Origin of the sequence: Allomuricauda ruestringensis DSM 13258 (assembly GCF_000224085.1) — a bacterium.
GTDB classification, from domain to species: domain Bacteria; phylum Bacteroidota; class Bacteroidia; order Flavobacteriales; family Flavobacteriaceae; genus Flagellimonas; species Flagellimonas ruestringensis.
Window position 1 is genome coordinate 2,049,915 of the sequence record NC_015945.1, and the last position, 19,355, is coordinate 2,069,269.

The window sequence follows — 19,355 nt, forward strand, 5'->3', positions numbered from 1 at the left end:
AAAATGATTACCCATTTAAGAGGAAAACTAGTAGAGAAGAATCCAACCTATGCCATTGTGGAGTGTAATGGAGTAGGGTATTTTTTAAATATTTCGTTGCACACTTTTTCCCTGCTTCAGGATGAGGAAAACATATTTATTTATACCGATTTATTGGTTAAGGAAGATTCTCATACCTTGTTCGGTTTTGCCGAACGGGCGGAGCGTGAAGTGTTCCGTTTATTGATATCGGTTTCAGGAGTTGGTGCCAGCACGGCGCGCACCATGTTATCCTCTTTGTCCCCATCCGATGTAAGGGATGCCATAGCCAATGGAGATGTGCCCACCATCCAGTCCGTAAAAGGGATTGGAGCCAAAACGGCACAACGTGTAATCTTGGATTTGAAGGATAAGATTTTAAAAGTCTACGACATAGGCGAAGTTTCACAACAATCAAACAATACAAATAAAGAAGAAGCGTTATCTGCATTAGAGGTTCTTGGTTTTACCAGAAAGCAATCCGAAAAGGTGGTGGACAAGGTAGTTTCCCAAGACACTTCGCTAAGCGTAGAGAACATTATTAAACTGGCGCTCAAAAATTTGTAACTAGTTTGAAAAAAGGGGCAAAACCAATACTTAAACCAACGCGCTTTAAGTACATATTCTTTGTTGTTTGTTTGCTGTCCATAACTACAATAATGGCGCAGGAAACCAACGAACAGGCTCAAGATTCTGTAAAAACAGGTGTAGAGCTTGGTCGCCTTATCATGGAAAACCCCGATAGCATTGTTGCAAAATACACCTACGATCCCAAAACCAATACGTACATTTACAGAGAAAGCATAGGGGATTTTAACGTTAACTACCCCGTAATTCTAACCCCGGAACAATACTACGACCTTGTTGAAAAGGAACAGATGAAATCCTACTTTAAGCAAAAGGCAGATGCCTATGCAGGGAAGAAGGAAGGAAGTGAAGAAGCAAGAAGAAACTTGTTGCCCAACTTTTATGTGAACAGTAACTTTTTTGAGACCATTTTTGGCGGGAACACCATTGAGGTAATCCCACAAGGATCGGTTGCGATGGATTTGGGGATTTTATGGCAAAAGAACGACAACCCTGCACTATCTCCCAGGAACAGAACCAATCTTTCCTTTGATTTTGATCAACGCATCAGTTTGAGTTTATTGGGAAAAGTAGGTGAGCGTCTTCAGGTAACCGCAAATTATGACACCGAAGCCACATTCGATTTCCAGAATTTGGTAAAACTCGATTATACCCCGACCGAGGATGATATTCTTCAAAAAATTGAAGTGGGTAACGTAAGTATGCCGCTCAACAGTTCTTTGATTACGGGTGCACAGAGTTTGTTCGGGGTGAAAACACAACTTCAGTTTGGAAAAACAACGGTTACCGCGGTTTTTTCCGAACAACGATCACAAAACAATACTGTAGTTGCCCAAGGCGGGGGTACTGTAAACGAATTTTCCCTGACCGCATTGGATTACGATGAGGACAGGCATTTTTTCCTGGCACATTACTTCCGCGATAATTACGATCGCGCATTGGAATTTTATCCCTTTATACAAACGCAAGTGCAAATTACCCGTTTGGAGGTTTGGGTGACCAATAGAAACCAGCAAACACAAAATGTTAGAAACGTTGTGGCCATTCAGGATTTGGGAGAGGCCATTTCGGATAATACCCGAATTGGGGCCAACAATGGTGACCCGGCAGGGTTTTTTAATCCCTCTGTTGTGGCAAGTGGACTTCCACAGAACGGGGCCAATGCATACGATCCCAATCAAATTGGAAGCGGAGCGCTAACCCAATCCATTCGAGATATTGCTACGGTGGATTCCGGATTCAATATTCCGGGATATACCGTAAACCAAGGTTTTGATTATGCGATTCTTGAAAACGCCAGAAAACTTGAGGCAGGGAGGGATTATGAGTTCGATTCCCAATTGGGATATATCTCCCTGAGCCAGAGCTTGAGCAATGATGAGGTACTGGGAGTAGCTTTTCAGTATACCTACAATGGCGAGGTTTATCAGGTGGGTGAGTTTGCCAATGGCGGGGTTGATGCGACATCGGTTTCGGTCAACACAAGTTTTGTTGAAAATAATTCATTGGTCTTAAAATTACTGAAAAGTAACATTACCAATGTGGAGGACCCTATTTGGGATTTGATGATGAAAAACATCTATTCCACAGGGGCTTATCAACTGAACCAAGAGGATTTTAAGTTGAACATCCTTTATTCCGACCCAACACCACGAAACTATATTACGCCAGTAGACCCCAATGCAGGCTGGCCCTCGGGCTTGGAAGACCAGATATTGCTCAATGTGTTCAATTTAGACCGTTTGAACACCTATAACGATGTACAACCGGGCGGGGATGGATTTTTTGACTATGTGGAAGGAATCACTGTCGACTCACAATCCGGGCGAATTATTTTTACTAAGGTGGAACCGTTTGGAGAATACCTTTTTGAGAAATTGGGGGGCGGAGTTTACGATGTGAACAATGACCAAGGGTACAATCCAAACCAAAGGCGTTACGTATTCCGAAACATGTATGCGAAGACCAAGGCGGCTTCGTTGCAGAATGCCGAAAAAAACCGTTTTCAGATAAAGGGAAGGTACACCTCCCAATCCAATAATGGTATTCCCATCGGAGCTTTTAATGTGCCACAAGGATCCGTTACTGTTACCGCGGGGGGGCGTCAATTGCAAGAAGGCATCGATTATACGGTGAACTATCAAGCAGGAACGGTCCAACTTTTAGATCCAAGCTTGGAGGCATCCAATACCCCCATCAATATTTCTGTAGAGAACAATGCCGTATTTGGTCAGCAAACTCGACGATTTGCAGGGGTTAATGTAGAACATAAGTTCAACGACAAATTTGTTTTGGGCGGTACCTTGCTCAATTTGAACGAACGCCCCCTTACCCAAAAATCAAACTACGGGATTGAGCCCGTTAACAATACTATTTTTGGTCTGAACGGAAATTTCAGTACCGAAATCCCTTTCTTGACAAGACTCGCAAACAAATTGCCAAATATTGATACCGATGTACCCTCCAATCTCTCGTTGAGGGGCGAAGTGGCTTTTTTACGACCCAATTCACCAAAAAATGCGGATTTTAGGGGTGAAACCACCACCTATCTGGATGATTTTGAAGGAGCGCAGGCCTTGATCGATATCCGTTCCTCTTTGGGATGGACCTTGGCCAGTCCGCCAGTTGAGTTTATAGATGATAGAACAGGAATTGATGTAGGTTATGAGCGTGCAAAAATGGCGTGGTACACCATAGACCCTATTTTTTATACGAATCAGAGGCCATCAGGATTGTCGGACAACGATATTTCCCTGAACTCCACCCGTAGGGTTTTTATTGATGAGGTGTTTACCGAAACCGATATTGCCCAAGGGCAAACGCAGGTGCAAAGCACATTGGATATTGTATATTACCCAAATGATAAAGGACCCTACAATGCCAATCCAAGTTTTGAATCCGAAACCCCAGATGCCAAGTGGGGGGGTATTATGAGACCCTTGAGCAGTACCAACTTTGAGCAATCCAATGTGGAATTTGTTCAGTTTTGGGTGTTGGATCCCTATATTGATGGAGAAACCACCGATGCGAATGCAGGGGAATTGGTGCTTAATCTGGGCAATATCTCCGAAGATATCCTGAAAGATGGTCGAAAACAGTACGAAAACGGACTTCCCGCAAGCACGAACAACGAAATTCCAAGAGAAACAGCTTGGGGCCAAGTACCCTCTACACAATCTTTGGTATACGCCTTTGATGCAGATGAAGCCAACAGAACAGCTCAAGACCTTGGTTTGGACGGATATGGCGATGCCCAGGAACAAGCAATCTATAATGGGCCGGCGGAAGACCCAGCATTGGATAACTATCAGTATTACCTGAACAGGGAAGGTAGCATCTTGGAGCGTTATTTTGATTTTAATAATACCCAAGGAAATTCACCGGTTTCCGTGACGAACACCAATAGGGGTTCCACGACTTTGCCCGATGTGGAAGATATTGACAGGGATTTGACCATGAATACGGTAAACAGTTACTACGAGTATCGTATTCAGGTAAAGCCCAACACCACAATTGATGATAAATATGTAACCGATATCCGCGAAGGACAAACACCAACACTGCCCAATGGAACACAACTGAACCGTAGATGGATCCAGTATAAAATACCATTGAGCGATTTTACGGATGCCATAGGTGGAATCTCGGATTTTAGGTCCATTAGCTTTATGCGGATGTACCTTACCGGGTTTTCGGATGATGTGGTACTGCGATTTGCAACCTTGGATTTGGTGCGTGGCGATTGGAGAACCTATACCAACTCTTTGCAGCCCAATGTGGACAATGATCCTTCGGATGATGCGACCATTACCGATGTGAATACCGTTAATATTGAGGAAAACTACGGAAGACAACCCATACCTTATGTATTGCCCCCTGGAGTAGTGCGGGAGCAATTGAACAACAACAATACCATCATCCGCCAAAACGAGCAGTCCTTATCTTTTGTAGTGGAAAATTTGGAGTCTCAGGATGCTCGTGGAGTGTTCAAAAATGTGAATGTTGATGTACGCCAGTACGAACGCCTAAAAATGTTCATGCACGCCGAAAAAATATTCAATACCGATTATTCGGATAGCGATACACCACTGGTCGGTTTCCTAAGAATCGGTACCGATTTCTCCGAAAACTTCTATCAAATAGAGTTGCCGCTTCAATTTACTTCATTTGGAGCTTCATCCGCGGATGAAATTTGGCCCGATGTAAACGAAATTAATGTCGCATTGAGCGATTTGGGCAAGGTCAAATCCAAAGGAATATCGGATCAGACCCTGGACGAGATCAAATACTACGAAATTGTGAACGGTGAGGCCGTTCTTGTGGATGAGTTTGCTCCAAGAACCTTGGGTGCCGTTCGTATTGGTATTAGAGGTAATCCATCTTTGGGTAGTATTCGTGGTATGATGGTCGGTATCAAAAACATTGATGATATTCCGGCCCGTGGGGAAGTATGGTTCAATGAGCTTCGCTTGGCAGGTCTTGAGAATAGTGGAGGTTGGGCCGCTACCGCTGCTTTGGACGCCAACATGGCCGATTTTGCCAATGTGACGGCAACAGGAAGCAGAAGCACATCGGGCTTTGGTTCCATTGATCAAAGTCCTACGGAGCGTTCCTTGGAAGATGCCATTTCTTACGATGTGGTGACCAATGTAAATGTGGGACAGTTGTTTCCAAAGAAATGGAACTTACAGCTACCGTTCAATTATGGAATATCCGAAACACTTATCACTCCAGAGTTTGATCCTGTGTATGACGACTTAAGGTTGGATGATAGGATTGCTGCAGCAACAACAGCCGAGGAGGCCGAGACCATAGAGGAGCAAGCAGAGGATTATACGAAACGAACCAGTATCAATTTGATTGGTGTACGGAAAAATCGGGGAGAGGAAGCCGAGGAAAACTTCTTCGATGTGGAAAACTTCACTTTTAATTATTCCTACAACGAAACAGACCATAGGGATTTTGAGGTTGCGGAACTTCGTGACCAAAATGTTTCTACTGGATTTGTGTACAATCACAACTTTAAACCCGCTCCTGTGGCACCTTTTGCCAAAAAGGATTCCATGCTTACAAGCAAATATTGGCAATGGCTAAAGGATTTGAACTTTAATGCACTGCCAACAAGTCTTTCCGTAAACGCGAACTACAACCGGTCTTTTAACCAACAGCGATATCGGGATGTACTGGAGCCGGGCGTAGATGCTTTGGAATTACCATTGCTGCAACAACGAAACTATTTGTTCAACTGGCAATATGCCCTCAATTATAGCATAACAAAATCCTTACGGTTGAATTTGACCGCGTCCAACAATAACATTGTCCGTAATTATTTTAATGTGGACGATGATTCGGATTCTGGAATCAACGAAGCTCTGGATTTATGGGATGGATTTTTTGATATAGGCGAACCCAACAGGCATGCACAGCAAATGCAGTTGAACTACGAGCTGCCCTTTAGCAAGATACCATTCCTCAATTTTATAAATGCACAGTATACCTACACCAGTAATTTTGATTGGCAACGTGGGGGCGATGCATTGAGACAGGTGGCCCGTAAAGACATCAATACAGTTCAGAATGCAAGCACCCATAATTTAACGGCCAATATGAGCATGCAACGTTTTTATGACTTTTTGGGCCTTAAAAAGCGAGATGGAAAGGTAACGGCAAACCAAGCTGCTATCAGAAGGGATAAAGCAGGTAATCCCGCAAATGGTGAAGCTGCCGATGGACCAAGAAAAACAAGTAAGGGTTTTAATACATTGGTGGATATTGTTACCATGGTAAAACGGTTAAATGTAAATTACAGCGAAAATCGCGGTACCGTACTGCCAGGGTATACCCAATCCATTGGATTTATTGGAACCACCCGACCAACTTTGGGCTTTGTGTTCGGAAGTCAGGCCGATGTGCGTTTTGAAGCTGCACGTAACGGATGGTTGACCGATTATCCCGAGTATAGCCGTCAGTTTATGCAAAACACCAACAAGCAATTGAACATTACTGCCACGGCACAGCCCACCCAAGATTTGACCATAGATTTGAGTGCCGATAGAAATTATATGAGTTCCTCCCAAGAAAGTTACAGTCCAGAAGAATGGATGAATGGACAGAATGGACTGATCAATGAAATGGGCAACTTTAGTATCTCCACAGTAATGATTGGAACCGTCTTCAATAAAAGCGATGAGTTCGATTCCGAGACTTTTGAACAATTCAAACAAAATAGAATAACCATTGCCAACAGATTGGTATCCGATAGAGGCGAGAGTCCAGGGGAATTGGATGAGGATGGTTTCCCGGAACGTTATGGTAAAACACAGCAAGAAGTATTGCTTCCCGCATTCTTCGCAGCCTATACCGGGCAGGATGTAGAACGTGTAAATATGGATGCCTTCCGTGATATTCCAATTCCTAACTGGAATATTAAGTACACAGGATTGATGAAAAATCGGTGGTTTAAAAAGAAATTCAAGCGCTTTTCATTGAGCCATGGGTACCGTGCTGCTTATAGTGTCAATTCATTTCAGACCAACTTGGAACGTCAGAATACCACTTTTGACCCTGAAAATGGGGATTTGCTTCCCAAAACACTAATTAATAACGTGGTGCTTACGGATGAGTTCAGTCCGTTGATGCGGGTGGATTTTGAAATGCAGAACTCCTTTAGCTTCTTGGCCGAAGTGCGAACCAGTAGAACCTTGTCCTTAAGTTTTGACAACAATTTGATGACGGAAATCAATGGAAATGAATATACGTTAGGTCTTGGTTATCGTTTTAAGGATGTAAAATTTGTGACCAATATCGGAGGCGAGAAAACCAGGCTGAAAGGGGACTTAAACCTGAAAGCGGACCTTTCACTTCGTGATAACATTACCATAATCCGTAATTTGGATATCGACAATAACCAAATCACTTCGGGGCAAAAATTAATGTCCATCAAGTTCACTGCCGATTATGCCCTGAGCAAAAGTTTGAACGCGCTGTTCTTCTATGATCATTCCTTCTCGGAGTTTGCAGTTTCCACGGCATTTCCACAAACAACCATCAATGCGGGCTTTACATTGAGGTACAACTTTGGAAACTAATAAATAAGGTTATCCGATTTTCTTTCATTTTGTCGCAAAGTTTCTTTGAAAAGCTTTCCGCAATCTGTTACATTTGTCCATCGACTAATTCAAATATATAGTAATGAACATACCATCAGAATTAAAGTACACAAAAGACCATGAGTGGGTCAAGATAGATGGAGATATCGCAACCGTAGGAATTACGGATTTCGCCCAGAGTGAACTAGGGGATATAGTTTATGTAGAGGTGGAGACTTTGGACGAAACATTGGATAAAGAAGAGGTTTTCGGAACCGTGGAAGCTGTAAAGACGGTTTCCGATCTGTTTTTGCCGTTAAGTGGTGAGATTGTTGAGTTTAATGAAGCTTTGGAAGATGAGCCCGAAAAAGTAAACTCCGACCCTTATGGCGATGGTTGGATGGTAAAAATTAAAATAAGCGAGCCCTCCGAGGTGGATGACCTTATGAGTGCCGACGACTACAAGGCATTGATAGGTGCTTAAAAAAAATAGATATACCTTATTATTTATAAGCTGGGTGATCGTTATTACGATGCTCAGCTTATTTTCTTTTTCGGACATGAACTTGGATGCAGGAAACCTGAACGTTCCCTATGCCGATAAAATCACCCACTTCATATTTTATATGGTGTTTGGTTTTGTAGGTTGTTTGAGTTTTCGGGAAAGAACTAAAGGAAGTCTTGGATTGAGCAAAACCACAAAAATTGTTGTGGGCTTGGCAATTGTATACGGTATAATTATTGAGGTATTACAGTATATGGTCACAACTGATCGAATGGCCGAAATTGGCGATTTTTTGGCCAATACATTGGGCGCATTTACAGGAATTGGGCTTATTATGTGGGTTTTTTCCAAGAAAAACCCGTTAAAATGGAAATTTTAATTGTTTATTTAACCAATTAATAATTAAATTAGCAAACACTAAATTTAGAAAAGGAGAAAAAGGATGGAACCAAAAAAGAACCCGAAAGCAGACGTAGGAAGAAACAGTGCTCTATATTTTGTTATAGGATTGGCTGCTGTTTTGGCATTGGTCTACGGTGCCATGGAGTGGAAAAAATATGACAAGGTCAGTGATTACGACATTTCGATGAATGTTGAGGATCAATTGGACGAAGAAGTACCAATGACCGAGCAGATTAAAACTCCACCGCCACCGCCACCACCTGCTGCCCCCGAAGTAATCGAGGTTGTAGAAGATGAAGAAGAAGTGGAAGAGACCGTTATCGAGTCTACCGAAACTAGCCAAGAGGAAGAGGTAATCGAAATCGAGGAAGTTGAAGTGGAAGAGGTGGAAGAAGATATTTCCGTTCCTTTTGCCGTAATTGAGGACGTTCCCGTTTTCCCAGGCTGTGAAAATGCAAGCGATAAAAAAGCATGTTTCCAAGAAATGATGCAGAAGCACATCCGTAAAAACTTCCGTTATCCAGAAATAGCCCAAGAAATGGGTGTTCAAGGTAGGGTTAGCGTAATTTTCGTTATCCAGAAAGATGGAAGTATCGGTAACATTAGAATGCGCGGACCTGATAAAAACTTGGAAGCCGAGGCAATGAGAATTATCCAAAAACTGCCTAAAATGACTCCTGGAAAGCAAAGAGGTAGACCAGTAAAAGTACCTTTCAGTATTCCAATTACATTTAAGCTACAGTAAAATATATATAATTCCTGTCGAGGCAGGAATGGAAAAAGCCCGAATGAAATTTCATTCGGGCTTTTTTTATGGATTTAACTCCAAGAATCATAAAACTTTAGCTTTGGTTGCAAAAGATACGTACTGGCGTTATCTTTGCCAGCCAATAAAGATGTGGATGAAATCTGCCGTAGGTTCCGTAAAAAATAATACCCTTTCCTTATTATTTTCCGATTTTAAGGAGATTACCAAGGCCAAACTGGCCATTAGTGTGGTTTTCTCTTCCATTGCGGGGTATTTTTTGGGCGCCTACCAGATTGATGTGGTGTCTTTGTTGTTGTTGATGTTCGGGGGCTACTGCATGGTAGGGGCATCAAACGCATACAATCAAATCATAGAAAAAGATTTGGACGCTTTAATGAAGCGTACCAAGAACAGACCGATTCCTTCGGGAAGAATGTCCGTAAAAACTGCGTTGGCCGTTGCTGTGGTTTTAACGGTATTGGGAGTACTGGCTCTTTTTGCACTTAGCCCCAAAACAGCCATGTTCGGTGCCATCTCCATATTTTTGTACACAAGTGTGTATACGCCATTAAAAACCAAATCGCCACTTTCGGTATTTGTGGGAGCATTTCCAGGAGCGATTCCTTTTATGTTGGGATGGGTAGCAGCAACCGATGATTTTGGCATTGAACCAGGGACTTTGTTCATGATTCAGTTTTTTTGGCAGTTCCCACACTTTTGGGCCTTAGGTTGGATGTTGGATGAAGATTACAAACAAGCAGGGTTTAAAATGTTGCCTACGGGCAAAAAGGATAAGGGTACTGCAATGCAAATCATTCTTTACACCATTTGGATGATTGTTATCTCCATAATTCCAGTATTCGGGTTTACGGGAAGATTGCACCTTTCCATTCCAGCAGCCGCAATTGTACTGTTGTCTGGATTGGTCATGTTGTTTTTTGCCTTCAAATTATACGAAAACAGGGACAATCCATCAGCAAGAAAATTGATGTTGGCCAGTGTCACCTATATATCATTGATTCAAGTAGTGTACGTAATAGATAAGTTTATAAACTAAAATGGATTTAACCCAAGGAACAGCAGAAGAAAAGAACAGACGGGCAAAAAAAATGATGCTCTGGTTCGGTATTGTGAGTTTGATTATGGGCTTTGCCGGTTGGACCAGTGCCTACATTGTAAGTAGTAAACGGGAAGATTGGGTAAGTGATTTGGAGCTGCCAAGTGCATTTTTCATCAGTACCATCATGATTATCTTGAGCAGTATTACCTATTTTGTGGCCAAAAAAGCCGTAGCCAAGAACAATCAAAAGAACGGGACAATATTTTTGCTCATCACATTGGTGCTCGGGATAACATTTATATCCTTACAATTTGTAGGATTTTCCCAGATGTTGGAAAACGGCTATTATTTTACTGGCCCCACCAGTAACATAAAAATGTCCTATGTGTTTTTGATAGCGGCAGTGCACATTGCCCATGTGGTGGCAGGATTGATATCACTTTTGGTGGTTTTGGTACAACAGCTCAGAAATAAATATACCCCGGAGAACATGTTGGGGATGGAATTAGGAGCCACTTTTTGGCATTTTCTGGATTTTATTTGGGTATATCTAATTCTATTTATGTATTTCGTGAAATAAATTTTGATTGGAGCAGTTTTCAATCAAGTTTGTCTTTTACAATACATCAAAAAATGTAAATTTGTGAAAGTTTTAATAAAACGACCTTTTATATGGATGCAACGGTAAGTACCGGTACAGAAGACAGCGTTTGGGGAGGTGGAAACAAACCCCTCGGCGCTAGCTATGGAAAAATGATGATGTGGTTTTTTATCATGTCGGATGCCTTGACCTTTTCTGGTTTTTTGGTGGCATACGGTTTCTCAAGATTTAAGTTTATAGAGTTATGGCCAATTGCCGATGAGGTATTTACCCACGTGCCCTTTTTTCATGGAAATTATCCCATGTACTATGTGGCTTTTATGACCTTTATTTTGATTATGTCTTCCGTGACCATGGTATTGGCTGTGGATGCTGGTCATAAAATGAAACAGAAAAGTGTTATCTTTTATATGTTCCTTACCATTATCGGTGGTGCCATCTTCGTTGGTTCACAGGCTTGGGAATGGGCAACTTTTATAAAGGGTGATTACGGAGCGGTAGAAACAAACTCAGGAAGAATCCTTCAGTTTGTAAATGCCGAAACAGGCGAAAGAGCTGCTTTGGCCGATTTTTCCAAAACACTTCCAGAGGAAAGGGTGAAACACCAAGCAAGTGAAGGAATTTGGTTTGAAAGCGAAGGCTACAAAACATCCTATTCTTTAAATGAAGTCGTGGAAGGCTTCAAGGCAACACCAAATATCTTGATCCGTACCGAACAATTGAATGAAGAAGGCGAAAAGACCCTTTTGGATAGAAAAGAATCTTTGGCCAAAATATTGGAAGCCAATCAAGTGGTGGAAGGGGCCAACCTTGTCCACAACGAATACGGCCATAGACTGTTTGCTGACTTCTTTTTCTTTATTACAGGGTTCCACGGATTCCACGTATTTTCGGGTGTAATGATCAACATTATCATATTCTTTAATGTGATTTTGGGCACCTACGAGCGTAGAGGTCATTACGAAATGGTAGAGAAAGTTGGACTGTACTGGCACTTTGTGGATTTGGTATGGGTATTCGTATTTACATTCTTTTATTTGGTATAAAAACATTGATTATAGATGGCACACGAGCATAAACTTGAGATTTTTAGAGGATTATTAAAATTTAAATCGAACACCCAAAAAATTTGGGGAGTACTTATCTTCCTCACAATAGTAACCACTGTTGAAGTTGCATTGGGTATCGTTAAGCCAAGGTTTTTGACCCACAACTACTTTTTGGGCATGAAATTGCTTAACTGGATCTTCATTATCCTGACCCTGGTAAAGGCCTATTACATTGCATGGGACTTTATGCACCTTAGGGACGAAAAAACACCATTAAGAAGGGTAATTGTATGGACCCCCGTATTCCTAATATGTTATTTGATATTCATCTTGCTGTTCGAAGCAGATTACATTTATAATGTATACACTGAGGGATTCATAACCTGGGACTTTTAAGAAAGTATTTAACAAAATTAAAAGACGGTTTTCCAACCGTCTTTTTTTATTTTTGTACGGTTGAAACACTATGAAAAAGAAAATCGTATTAGCAGCCCTTTTTGTACTCCCTGTCGTAGTCTACTTGTTTTTTGCATCGGGGGTAAACAATTTTGGACGTTTGCCAATCCTTACCGAAAAAGTATCCGATGTTTCTCAAATGGATCCCAACGTACAGTTTAAAGGCAAGATTACCATTCTCGGTTTTTTGGGAAACAATGTGGGGGCCATGCAAGGAAATGCCTTTAATCTAAATCAAAAGATTTACAAAAGATTTGGGGAGTTCAGCGACTTCCAAATGATCATGGTCGTTCCCCAAGGTAATGAAGAGCAAGTGGGGGAGTTGAAGGATGAATTGGGGAAATTGTCCAACGTGGATAAATGGCACTTTGCCTTTGGTACCGAAGACGAAATCGAAACTTTGTTCGCATCCTTAAAGTCCAATGTGGATTTGGATGCCAATTTAGCGACCCCGAATGTTTTTATAATAGATAAGGATTTGAGCCTCAGGGGAAGGGATGATGACGAGGATGAAGGTGTTAAATATGGTTTTGATACTTCTTCCGTTGCAGAACTGAACAATAAAATGGTGGACGATGTCAAGATTATTTTGGCAGAATACCGTCTGGCCCTAAAAAAGAATAATGCCGACAGGAGCAAATAACAAAAAGAAGTACACGTACATTTGGGTATCCGCAATCATTTTGATTTTCGGCATTTTTGCCGTGTACGAGATCACAAAACGCGTAAAAGGAGGAACAGTCGTGGAAAACGACCGTATGAGTGTTCCACTCAAAAATACCAAAGTGGGTTTTGTGGTAAACCAGGGAGAAAAACGTAGAGTTCCCGACTTTTCTTTTTACAATCAGGATAGCGTATTAATTACCAACGAGGATTATTTGGGGAAGGTTTATGTGGTGGAATTTTTCTTCACCACCTGTCCGACAATTTGCCCTGTAATGACCAAGAACTTGGTGGAACTACAGGAAACCTTTAAAGGGGATGAAGATTTCGGTGTGGCTTCCTTTACCATCAACCCACGGTATGATACACCATCCGTATTGACCAAGTATGCCAAAAAATATGGGATAACGGATGAGGATTGGCATCTGATGACAGGTAATCAGGATAAGATCTATCAATTGGCACAAGAAGGATTCTACATCTTTGCCAACGAAGACCAAGATGCCCCGGGCGGGTTTGAGCATTCCGGTATGTTCGCATTGGTTGATAAAAAAGGATATATTCGTTCGCGTAAAGATGAGTTTGGCAACCCGCTGATCTATTATCGCGGAACCATTACAGAAGAGCAAGGAGTAAATTCAGACGGGGAAACCCAACAGATTACGATATTAAAAGAGGACATTAAAAAACTATTGGCAGAATGACCGATGAAATTTCTTTGAAGGAAAAACGGTATAATAGATTGATAACCGTAATTTCCATTGCAATACCTTTAGTGGTTGCCGTATTATTTAGGTATAAGATTCCAAATGCAAAACCATTATCTTTTTTGCCGCCGATTTATGCGGGAATTAATGGTTTAACCTCAATCTTGCTTATTCTTGCATTTATAGCCATTAAAAATGGCAGGCAATTGATACACCGTAGGTTGATGACGACCAATATTGTGCTTTCAGCATTGTTTCTGATTATGTATGTAGCCTATCATATGACCTCTGAAACGACTGTTTTTGGTGGAGAAGGTCCCATTAAATTTGTTTATTACTTTATTTTGATGACGCACATTGTGTTGTCCATATCGGTAATTCCTTTGGTGTTGATCACATATTCAAAAGTGTATTTGGACGATTTTGAAAGTCATAGACAATGGGCAAAATATACCTTCCCGATATGGCTATATGTTGCGGTTACCGGAGTTTTGGTCTATGTGATGATTTCACCCTATTATCAATATTGATTTTTCCATGAAAACAAAATTGCTGTTCATTCTACTTGTTATATTGGTTTTTCCAACTGTGTCTGAAGCCCAATGCGCCATGTGCCGCGCAGTTGTGGAAAGTGAATCTGATGGAAAAACTGCGGAAGCGATCAATAACGGAATTGTTTACCTAATGGCCGTGCCCTATGTTCTGGTGGCTGGCCTTTTCTACTTTATCTATAGAAAAATGAGAAGCTAAAATAGCTTTTCAGCTCAAGTTTTACCTTAGACTGTAATATTTAGTGAGTTTGATTGTCTTATTGATAGACGCTTGCGTAACTCATCAATCATAATCGCTGACCTAAGTTCGACCTGGAACGGTGGCAAGAAATATTTGACACCATAAGAAAGAACAAACTCCATACTTTTTTAACCGGACTTTCTGTTGCCTCGAGTATCTTTATTTTGGTGATTCTACTTGGGTTTGGCCAAGGAATAGATGATGAAATCCATCGTTCGGAAAAAAAAGTAAAAAATCTTGTAACAATTTAACAACTTTACTGTCTTACTTGCAGAGGTAAACGTAAGATAGCTAACATCATCAATCATGATAGAAATCAAAGATCTTCATAAATCCTATAAAATGGGGAGCAACTCCCTTCATGTTTTAAAGGGGATAAATTTTAAAGTAGAAGAAGGGGAGCTTGTGGCCATTATGGGGTCTTCAGGATCTGGAAAATCCACATTGTTGAACATTTTGGGAATGTTGGACGGAGCGGATTCCGGTGAGTATACCTTGGATGGTGTACCGATCAAAAACCTGAGCGAAACCAAGGCCGCCCAATATAGGAACAAATTCTTGGGATTCATCTTTCAATCCTTCAACTTGATCAATTATAAAAGTGCCTTGGAGAATGTGGCCCTTCCGCTCTATTATCAAAAAGTGCCCAGAAAGGAGCGCCAAGAAAAGGCCATGAAGTATTTGGAGAGGGTTGGCTTAAAACCATGGGCGGACCACTTGCCCAGTGAGCTTTCCGGAGGTCAAAAACAAAGGGTGGCCATCGCGCGTGCCATGGCGGCAGAACCCAAAGTGCTCTTGGCAGACGAGCCAACAGGAGCCTTGGACAGTACAACTTCTTACGAGGTCATGGACCTTATCCAAAAAATCAACGATGATGGAAATACCATTTTGGTGGTTACCCACGAGGAAGATATAGCCCACATGTGCAAACGTATAGTACACCTTAAGGATGGTATTATTGTGGAGGACAAGAAAATTGAACAAGTAAGAGCAGAACAGTATGTTTGATCGAGACGTTTGGCAGGAAATATTCAATACGCTCAAAACCAACAAACTGAGAACCTTTTTGACAGGCTTCTCTGTAGGGTGGGCCATCTTTATTTTGGTAATGTTGCTCGCTTCGGTAAACGGTATGCAAAACGGTTTTGTTGGTCAGTTCAATGATGATGCCACCAACTCTATCTTTGTCCGTCCAGGAACTACTTCCAAAGCGTATAGTGGTTTTGAAGCAGGTAGACGCATCCAATTGAAGAATAATGATTTAGAGTATATCAAGCAGAGCTTTCCAGGAGATATCGAATATATAAGCGCCAGATATTATACAAATACTACAGCAAGGTACAAAAGTGAAACCGGGTCTTACTCGGTTCAAGCTACCCATCCAGACCACCAGGCCATAGAAAAAACTTTGGTGGTTGCCGGTAGGTATATTAACGAGGCAGATATTGTCAATAAGGCCAAAGTTGCCGTAATCGGTAGAAAAGTGGCCGAAGATCTTTTTAAAAACGAAGAGCCATTAGGAAAATTTGTCGAGTTCAATGGATTGCCTTTTAGAGTAATTGGAATCTTTACCGATGAAGGTGATGACAATGCAGAAAGAAGAATATATGCACCCGTAAGTACCTACCAGCGTATTTATGGCAATACCAATGATATTGCAAGTATTGCATTGACCTACAACCCCAATTACGATTTGACGGAAGCATTGGAGTTTTCGGAAAGGTTGGAAATACTGATGAAACGTAGACACAAAATTGATCCAGAGGACCAAGCCGGTCTTTATGTGTGGAACTATGCTGAAGCCTTTGATAATATCAGCAGTTTTACGGCGGTGTTGAAAGGAATCGGTATAGGTGTTGGGTTCTTAATACTCATAGCAGGGATTGTAGGTATCGGAAATATTATGGTGTTCACAATTAAGGAAAGGACCAAAGAAATTGGAGTGCGGAAAGCACTTGGGGCAAGACCACGTCAAATTATAAACTTGGTATTGTTGGAATCCGTTTTTATTACCGCCATCTCTGGTTTTGTGGGATTGTTGTTTGCTTGGATGATTTTGGCCTCGGTAGGCCCCATGATAGAAACACCTGCCTTTAGCAACCCCTCGGTAAATCTTTCCACCGTGGTTACGGCCACTATTATTTTGATAATTGCGGGAGTATTGGCAGGGCTGTTGCCAGCCATGAAAGCTGCAAATGTTAAACCCATTGTTGCACTAAGTGATATATAGTTATGTGGTTATTTGATAAGGATTTGTGGATAGAAATTTTTCATACCCTGGGCAAGAATATGTTCAGGACCTTCCTAACTATGTTGGGCGTAATTTTCGCCATGATCATCTTGGTGTTGTTATTGGGGTCGGCCAATGGGATGAGCAACGGGTTCAACAAACTTTTTGCGGGAACTGCCTCGAACAGCTTGTTTGTTTGGGGGCAATCAACCTCCGAACCCTACAAAGGTTTTGAACGTGGACGAAGAATCCGCTACAAGCTCGAAGACGCGGACATCTTAAAAAGACAGATTCCGGAGATTGAGGTGCTGGCACCACGAATTGAGTTGGCCAGTCACAGAGGAACTGTTACCGTTTACAGAAATGGACAGACAAGTGGTTCTGCAGTGTACGGAGACTTTCCGGAAATAGACAATATCACCAAAAAGAAACTGGTCGAAGGCAGGTTCTTGAACCAGACCGATATTGAACATTCCAAAAAAGTATGTGTTATTGGCGAAGAGACCTATAAACTCCTTTTTGATAAAGGAGATAAGGCTATAGGCAAGGATATCCGTATCAATGGCGTATATTTTAGTGTGGTGGGAATTTATAAGCCCAACAACAATATTAATATTGATGGGGAAAATGCAGTATTTATACCCTTTACCACTTTTCAAAAAGCCTTTAATTCTGGTGATAGGATGGGATGGATGGCCATTGCGGTCGAGGAGAATACACCTGTCCCCTTTGTTGAAAGACAGATAAAGAGCATTTTAAAGGCCAAGTACGATATCCACCCAGATGACGAGCGTGCCATAGGAAGCTTCGATATGTCGGAGATATTCAATAACATCTCAGCATTTACAACGGTTCTAAAAGGGTTTTCCTTTTTTGTGGGAATCTTCACCTTGCTGGCGGGCGTGATTGCCATTAGTAATATTCTGTTGATCACGGTAAAGGAACGTACACAGGAGATAGGAGTAAGAAGGGCCTTGGGAGCAACCCCGGTCATTGTAAAACGTCAAATTGTTGTGGAAGCCATTGTTTTAACAGCGTTTGCAGGTTTGGTAGGATTTGCGGTTGCAGTAGGAATATTATCCATTTTGGATGCCATGTTTGGCAGCGGGGACAATTTCCCTTTTGTACAGCCCATGATCAGCATCCCACAGTTTATCATATCATTTATTTTAATGGTAGGGCTGAGTGTACTCATAGGCCTATTGCCAGCCAACCGGGCCGTAAAAATTAAGCCCATAGACGCACTAAGAGAAGAATAATCATCAATACAATTAAATAACGAATCAAATAAGCAAGAATGAACAAGTATGTAAAATACGGATTGATAGGGGTAGTGGTCATTGGTATTTTGGCCGCCGTTGTCTACTTTTTAAAGCAGAACAGTACTCCTGTAGAGCTGTATAAAACCGAAACAGCAGAACGAAAGGACATCGTAAATAAAGTAATCGTTACTGGGAAAGTGATACCCGAGGACGAAATCAACATCAAACCCCAAATTTCCGGGATCATTGATAAAATTCTTTTGGAAGAAGGGGTAAGGGTAAAATCAGGCGACCTTATTGCGATAATCAAAGTTGTTCCCAACGAGCAATCCATGAACCAAGCGGCAGGAAGGGTACGCAATGCGGAATTGGCCCTTAACAATGCCAAAATTGAGTACGACAGGAACAAAACCCTGTTCGATAAAGGTGTGATTTCCAGTCAGGACTTTAACAACTTAAAGTTGACCTATGATCAGGCTTTGCAAGAACTAAAAAATGCACAAGCGGATTACCAGATCATTAGAAAAGGTTCGGCCGGAGGTTCAGCTAGTGCCAACACTAACATTAGGGCCACTGTATCTGGGACCATCCTCGAAATTCCTGTGAAGGAAGGAGATCAGGTAATCCAGAGTAACAACTTTAACGAGGGGACCACCATCGCCACGATCGCCGATATGTCCAAAATGATTTTTGAAGGTGAAGTGGATGAGGCCGAGGTTGGAAAGTTAAGCGTGGGAATGCCATTGGAAATAAGCCTAGGTGCCTTGGAAGAGCAAAAATTCGATGCCAAATTAAAATTTATCGCACCTAAAGGTGTGGAAGAAGAAGGTGCCGTCCAGTTTAAGATTGAAGGTGATCTGGATGTAAAGGAAAGCGATAGTACTTCGTATGTGCGGGCCGGGTACAGTGCAAACGCTTCCATTGTTTTGGAAGAAAAAAAGGATGTATTGGCGATAAAAGAAGCTTTGCTTCAGTTTGATAAAGAGACCGAAAAACCATACGTGGAAGTACAAACAGGCGAAAACGAATTCGAACGCAAAGATCTTGAGTTGGGAGTGAGTGATGGTATAGATGTAGAAATTGTTTCAGGCATTGGTGAAGATGATAAGATCAAAGTTTGGAACAAGCTCGAGAAGAAGACTGAAGAGGATTAATCCATGCTGACCATCATTATATAAACCAAAAT

General features: G+C 41.6%; 17 protein-coding genes and 1 pseudogene. All 18 read left to right on the forward strand.

Annotation, left to right across the window (positions count from 1 at the left end; genetic code table 11):
• Window positions 1-3 precede the first annotated feature (3 nt).
• The 18 genes and pseudogenes from ruvA to MURRU_RS09270 all read left to right on the forward strand — a co-directional run bounded on the left by ruvA (window position 4) and on the right by MURRU_RS09270 (window position 19,323).
• Window positions 4-585, forward strand: coding sequence for a Holliday junction branch migration protein RuvA (ruvA, locus tag MURRU_RS09190; protein ID WP_014033188.1), 582 nt, complete (start codon window positions 4-6; stop codon window positions 583-585).
• Between the two features lie 5 nt (window positions 586-590).
• On the forward strand, window positions 591-7,694 hold the full coding sequence (sov, locus tag MURRU_RS09195; protein ID WP_014033189.1) for a T9SS outer membrane translocon Sov/SprA: 7,104 nt from the start codon (window positions 591-593) through the stop codon (window positions 7,692-7,694).
• A gap of 103 nt (window positions 7,695-7,797) precedes the next feature.
• Entirely contained in the window at window positions 7,798-8,178 is a 381-nt protein-coding gene (gcvH, locus tag MURRU_RS09200) for a glycine cleavage system protein GcvH (protein ID WP_014033190.1), read from the forward strand.
• A 49-nt stretch (window positions 8,179-8,227) separates the two neighbouring features.
• The gene (locus tag MURRU_RS09205; protein ID WP_014033191.1) at window positions 8,228-8,578 is read left to right on the forward strand and encodes a VanZ family protein; all 351 of its coding nucleotides are present in this window, start codon (window positions 8,228-8,230) and stop codon (window positions 8,576-8,578) included.
• Between the two features lie 63 nt (window positions 8,579-8,641).
• Window positions 8,642-9,346 (forward strand): energy transducer TonB, encoded by a 705-nt coding sequence (locus MURRU_RS09210; protein ID WP_014033192.1) that lies wholly within the window; start codon window positions 8,642-8,644, stop codon window positions 9,344-9,346.
• A 157-nt stretch (window positions 9,347-9,503) separates the two neighbouring features.
• Entirely contained in the window at window positions 9,504-10,406 is a 903-nt protein-coding gene (cyoE, locus tag MURRU_RS09215; protein WP_014033193.1) for a heme o synthase, read from the forward strand.
• 1 nt (window position 10,407) lies between these two features.
• On the forward strand, window positions 10,408-10,989 hold the full coding sequence (locus MURRU_RS09220) for a cytochrome c oxidase subunit 3 (protein ID WP_014033194.1): 582 nt from the start codon (window positions 10,408-10,410) through the stop codon (window positions 10,987-10,989).
• Window positions 10,990-11,081: 92 nt separating this feature from the next.
• The gene (locus MURRU_RS09225; RefSeq protein WP_014033195.1) at window positions 11,082-12,056 is read left to right on the forward strand and encodes a cytochrome c oxidase subunit 3; all 975 of its coding nucleotides are present in this window, start codon (window positions 11,082-11,084) and stop codon (window positions 12,054-12,056) included.
• Window positions 12,057-12,071: 15 nt separating this feature from the next.
• Window positions 12,072-12,455 carry a cytochrome C oxidase subunit IV family protein gene (locus MURRU_RS09230; RefSeq protein ID WP_014033196.1) on the forward strand — a complete coding sequence of 128 codons (384 nt, stop codon included), beginning with the start codon at window positions 12,072-12,074 and terminating at the stop codon, window positions 12,453-12,455.
• A gap of 70 nt (window positions 12,456-12,525) precedes the next feature.
• Complete coding sequence (locus tag MURRU_RS09235; protein ID WP_014033197.1) at window positions 12,526-13,158, forward strand: hypothetical protein; 633 nt, start codon at window positions 12,526-12,528, stop codon at window positions 13,156-13,158.
• Window positions 13,139-13,882: an SCO family protein gene (locus MURRU_RS09240; RefSeq protein WP_014033198.1), complete on the forward strand. Its 744-nt coding sequence runs from the start codon at window positions 13,139-13,141 to the stop codon at window positions 13,880-13,882. The genes MURRU_RS09235 and MURRU_RS09240 overlap by 20 nt, the downstream gene beginning before the upstream one ends.
• Window positions 13,879-14,415 carry a DUF420 domain-containing protein gene (locus MURRU_RS09245; RefSeq protein ID WP_014033199.1) on the forward strand — a complete coding sequence of 179 codons (537 nt, stop codon included), beginning with the start codon at window positions 13,879-13,881 and terminating at the stop codon, window positions 14,413-14,415. The genes MURRU_RS09240 and MURRU_RS09245 overlap by 4 nt, the downstream gene beginning before the upstream one ends.
• A 7-nt stretch (window positions 14,416-14,422) precedes the next feature.
• Window positions 14,423-14,635: a hypothetical protein gene (locus MURRU_RS09250; protein ID WP_014033200.1), complete on the forward strand. Its 213-nt coding sequence runs from the start codon at window positions 14,423-14,425 to the stop codon at window positions 14,633-14,635.
• A gap of 113 nt (window positions 14,636-14,748) precedes the next feature.
• Window positions 14,749-14,892 (forward strand): annotated as a pseudogene (locus tag MURRU_RS18080) (ABC transporter permease); the annotation flags it as partial.
• A 91-nt stretch (window positions 14,893-14,983) separates the two neighbouring features.
• The gene (locus MURRU_RS09255; RefSeq protein ID WP_014033201.1) at window positions 14,984-15,685 is read left to right on the forward strand and encodes an ABC transporter ATP-binding protein; all 702 of its coding nucleotides are present in this window, start codon (window positions 14,984-14,986) and stop codon (window positions 15,683-15,685) included.
• Complete coding sequence (locus tag MURRU_RS09260; protein ID WP_014033202.1) at window positions 15,678-16,907, forward strand: ABC transporter permease; 1,230 nt, start codon at window positions 15,678-15,680, stop codon at window positions 16,905-16,907. The genes MURRU_RS09255 and MURRU_RS09260 overlap by 8 nt, the downstream gene beginning before the upstream one ends.
• 2 nt (window positions 16,908-16,909) lie before the next feature.
• The gene (locus MURRU_RS09265; RefSeq protein WP_014033203.1) at window positions 16,910-18,166 is read left to right on the forward strand and encodes an ABC transporter permease; all 1,257 of its coding nucleotides are present in this window, start codon (window positions 16,910-16,912) and stop codon (window positions 18,164-18,166) included.
• 38 nt (window positions 18,167-18,204) lie between these two features.
• On the forward strand, window positions 18,205-19,323 hold the full coding sequence (locus MURRU_RS09270) for an efflux RND transporter periplasmic adaptor subunit (RefSeq protein WP_014033204.1): 1,119 nt from the start codon (window positions 18,205-18,207) through the stop codon (window positions 19,321-19,323).
• Window positions 19,324-19,355: the final 32 nt, after the last annotated feature.